Source organism: Aquitalea magnusonii, assembly GCF_003202035.1.
In the GTDB taxonomy this organism is placed as follows: Bacteria; Pseudomonadota; Gammaproteobacteria; order Burkholderiales; family Chromobacteriaceae; genus Aquitalea; species Aquitalea magnusonii.
This window is the reverse complement of sequence record NZ_QJKC01000041.1, coordinates 1-3,373: the sequence shown is the minus strand read 5'-3', so window position 1 is coordinate 3,373 and position 3,373 is coordinate 1. Positions and strand designations below refer to the sequence as shown.

At 67.4% G+C, this 3,373-nt stretch carries 4 protein-coding genes; all 4 read left to right on the top strand.

The annotated features are described in order from the left end of the window. The coding region (locus DFR38_RS20720) for a paraquat-inducible protein A (RefSeq protein WP_110313880.1) at positions 1 to 508 on the top strand (508 nt) is incomplete at its 5' end. After that, entirely contained in the window at positions 490 to 1,131 is a 642-nt protein-coding gene (locus DFR38_RS20715; RefSeq protein ID WP_110313879.1) for a paraquat-inducible protein A, read from the top strand. The genes DFR38_RS20720 and DFR38_RS20715, both read left to right, overlap by 19 nt. Continuing rightward, complete coding sequence (locus DFR38_RS20710; protein WP_110313878.1) at positions 1,124 to 2,782, top strand: PqiB family protein; 1,659 nt, start codon at positions 1,124 to 1,126, stop codon at positions 2,780 to 2,782. Before DFR38_RS20715 ends, DFR38_RS20710 begins: the two co-directional genes overlap by 8 nt. After that, on the top strand, positions 2,779 to 3,373 hold a 595-nt coding region (locus DFR38_RS20705; RefSeq protein WP_110313877.1), incomplete at its 3' end, for a PqiC family protein. The genes DFR38_RS20710 and DFR38_RS20705, both read left to right, overlap by 4 nt.

Sequence of the window (3,373 nt, the reverse complement as noted above, 5' to 3'; positions counted from 1 at the left end):
GCCCCGCCCCGGCTATCCCCCCGCCACCTCCCTGCCACTGGTGCTGGCCGGACTGCTGGTCTTTATCCTGGCCAATGTCTTTCCCGTGGTCGGCCTGGAGGCCGGTGGCGTGCGCACCGCCACCACCTTGCTCGGCACCGCCTGGCAGCTGGCCCAGCAGCAGATGCAGCCGGTGGCCCTGCTCATCCTGCTCACCGGCGTGCTGTTGCCCGGCCTGGAGCTGCTCTGCCTGCTCTATCTGTTGCTGCCGCTGTCGCTGGGCCATGCGCCACCCGGCTTTGCCATGGTGATGCGCCTGGTGCGCAGCCTGCATCCCTGGGGCATGGTCGAGGTCTTTCTGCTGGGCGTGCTGGTGGCGCTGGTCAAGCTGGCCCATATGGCGGCAGTGCATCCCGGCATCGGCCTGTGGTCGTTTTTTGCCCTGATCCTGCTGCTGGCCGGCAGCGCCAGCCGCTTTGATGCCGGCCAGCTCTGGGAGCGCTATCAGGCATGTCGCCCTTCCCGTTGAAGACCGCCGCCCGGCACGGCCTGTGGCGCTGTCATGGCTGCAGCCTGTTGTGCCGCCTGCCCGGCGCTGCCGCAGAGGCCGCCTGGCATTGTCCGCGCTGTGGCGCGCCGCTGCACCGACGCAAGCCGCACAGCCTGCAATATGCCTGGGCCTTCCTGATTGCCGCGGTGATCTGTTATATCCCGGCCAATCTGCTGCCCATCATGCTGACCGAGATGCTGTCCGGCACCCAGCGCGACACCATCATGAGCGGGGTGGTGTATCTGTGGCAGGGCGGTTCCTGGCCGCTGGCGCTGGTGGTGTTCATCGCCAGCGTGCTGGTGCCCTTGCTGAAGATATTGTCCATGCTGCTGCTCCTGCTCACCGTGCACTGGCGTTCGCGCTGGGCGCCGCGCCAGCGTACCCGGCTGTACCGCTTGCTGGAGGTGGTGGGGCCGTGGTCGATGCTGGACATTTATGTGGTGGGCCTGCTGGTGGCGCTGGTACAGCTGCAGTCGCTGGCCACCATCAAGGCCGGGCCGGCGGCCATTGCCTTTGGGGCGGTGGTGGTGCTGACCATGCTGTCGGCCATGCATTTTGATCCCAGACTGATCTGGGATGTTTTCGAGGATGATGATGAGTGACCAACACCCGCCGCAGACCGCGGCTGAAGATCTGCCTGCCCACCCGCCAAGCGTGCCGCTGGCCGTGGCCGAACGCCGCCGCCCCAGCCGCTGGTCGCCCTCGCTGGTCTGGCTGATTCCGCTGGTGGCGGCGCTGATTGGCGGCTATCTGGCGGTGCAGGCCATCTTGTCGCGCGGCCCCACCATCACCATCACCTTCCGCAGTGGCGAAGGGCTGGAGGCCGGCAAGACCCGCATCAAGTACAAGGATGTGGACATCGGCGAAGTCACCGCGGTGCGCATCAGCCCGGACAGCAAGAATATCGAGGCCACCGCCCAGCTGAGCAAGGAGGCCGAGCGCTTTCTGGCGCGTGACAGCCGTTTCTGGATCGTGCGGCCACGCATTGCCGGGGGCAGCGTCTCCGGCCTGGGCACGCTGCTGTCCGGTGCCTATGTCGGCATGGATGCCGGCAAGAGCAGCGAGATGAGCCAGCACTTCACCGGGCTGGAGGTGCCGCCCATCCTCACCGGCGACCTGCCCGGCCGCCAGTTCGTGCTCAAGGCCACGGAGCTGGGTTCGCTGGACATCGGCGCCCCCGTGTATTTCCGGCGGGTGCCGGTGGGCCAGGTGGTGGCCTACCAGCTGGGCCAGCAGGGCCGCCATGTCGACATCACCGTCTTCATCAACGCCCCCTATGACCGCTTTGTCACCGAAGACAGCCGCTTCTGGCACGCCAGCGGGGTGGACCTGTCGGTCTCGGCCAATGGCCTGAAAGTCCATACCCAGTCGCTCAGCGCCATCATGCTGGGCGGCGTGGCCTTCGAAACCCCGCTCACCGTGCAGGAAGGCCGGCCGGCCGCGGCCAGCAGCACCTTCCTCCTGGCCAATAGCCGCGATCAGGCCATGCAGTCGCCCGACCACGAAGTGCTGCCGCTGCAGCTGAAATTCCAGCAATCGGTACGCGGCCTCACCGTGGGTGCCCCGGTGGACTTCCGCGGCATCGTGATTGGCGAAGTCACCCGCATCGGCATGGAATACGATGCCCCGCGCAAGGACTTCAACATGCTGGTGGACATCCGCATCTACCCCAGCCGCCTGCTCAGCCTGTCCCGCAATCTGGACGAAACCCGGCTGCACCAGCTGAAACTGGACAAGATGGTGGAACACGGCATGCGGGCGCAGCTGCGCTCCGGCAGCCTGCTCACCGGCCAGCTGTATGTGGCGCTGGACTTCTTCCGCGACGCCAGGCCGGCACGGCTGGGCCACGGCCAGGACATGGACGTGCTGCCCACCATTCCGGGCGATCTGGAAGAACTGCAAGGCGTGCTGCAACGCATTGCCCGCAAGCTGGACAAGGTGCCGTTCGACAGCATCGGCCAGCAGCTGGACGGCACCATCAAGGAACTGCACGCCACGCTGGGCAGCATCCACCAGCTGGGCGACAGCCTGGATGGCAAGGTGGTCCCGCAAACCGTGCAAACGCTGCAGCAGCTGCAACGCACGCTGGATGCCGCCAACCAGACCCTGCAGGCCAATTCGCCACTGCAGCAAGACGTGCGCAAGGCAGCGCAGGAAGTCAGCGACACCGCGCGCAGCTTCCGTGCGCTGAGTGATTATCTCGACCGCCATCCGGAAGCGCTGCTCCGGGGCAAGCAGGAAGACAAACCATGAGCCAGAATCCCCTGGTCCGCACCGCCAGCGGCCTGCTGCTGGCGCTGGCGCTGGCCGGCTGCAGCACGGCCCCGCTGTACTACCACCAGCTGCAGGGCGGCCTGCCGGCCCGCAGCACACCGCAGGCCGGCGCGGTGATCCTGGTCGAGGCCGTCAGCCTGCCTGCCGAAGTGGACCGGCCACAACTGCTGCTGCAAGACAGCCGCGGCCAGCCGCAATTGCAGGAACAGCACTACTGGACGGCCAGCCTGTCGCGGCTGCTGACACAGGCGCTGGCGGTGAATCTGTCACACCAGCTGGGGCTGTCCAGCGTGTACGCTGCACCACAACTGAGCCTGGGGCGGGCGGCGCTGCATGTGGCCGTGGATGTACGGAGCTTCCGGCTGGAGGCGGGCGAGGGGGCGACGCTGGCGGCGGCCTGGCGCATCACGCGTCCGGGCAGCGCTGAGGCCCTGCTGCAAGGGTATTACCGCCAGCATCAGGCGGCGTCCGGCAGTGGGCAGGCGGGATTGGTGGCGGCGCAGCAGGACTTGCTGGATGGCTTGAGCCGCGAGATAGCGGCGGCGCTGGCGGCGCAGCCGGCGTGGTTGC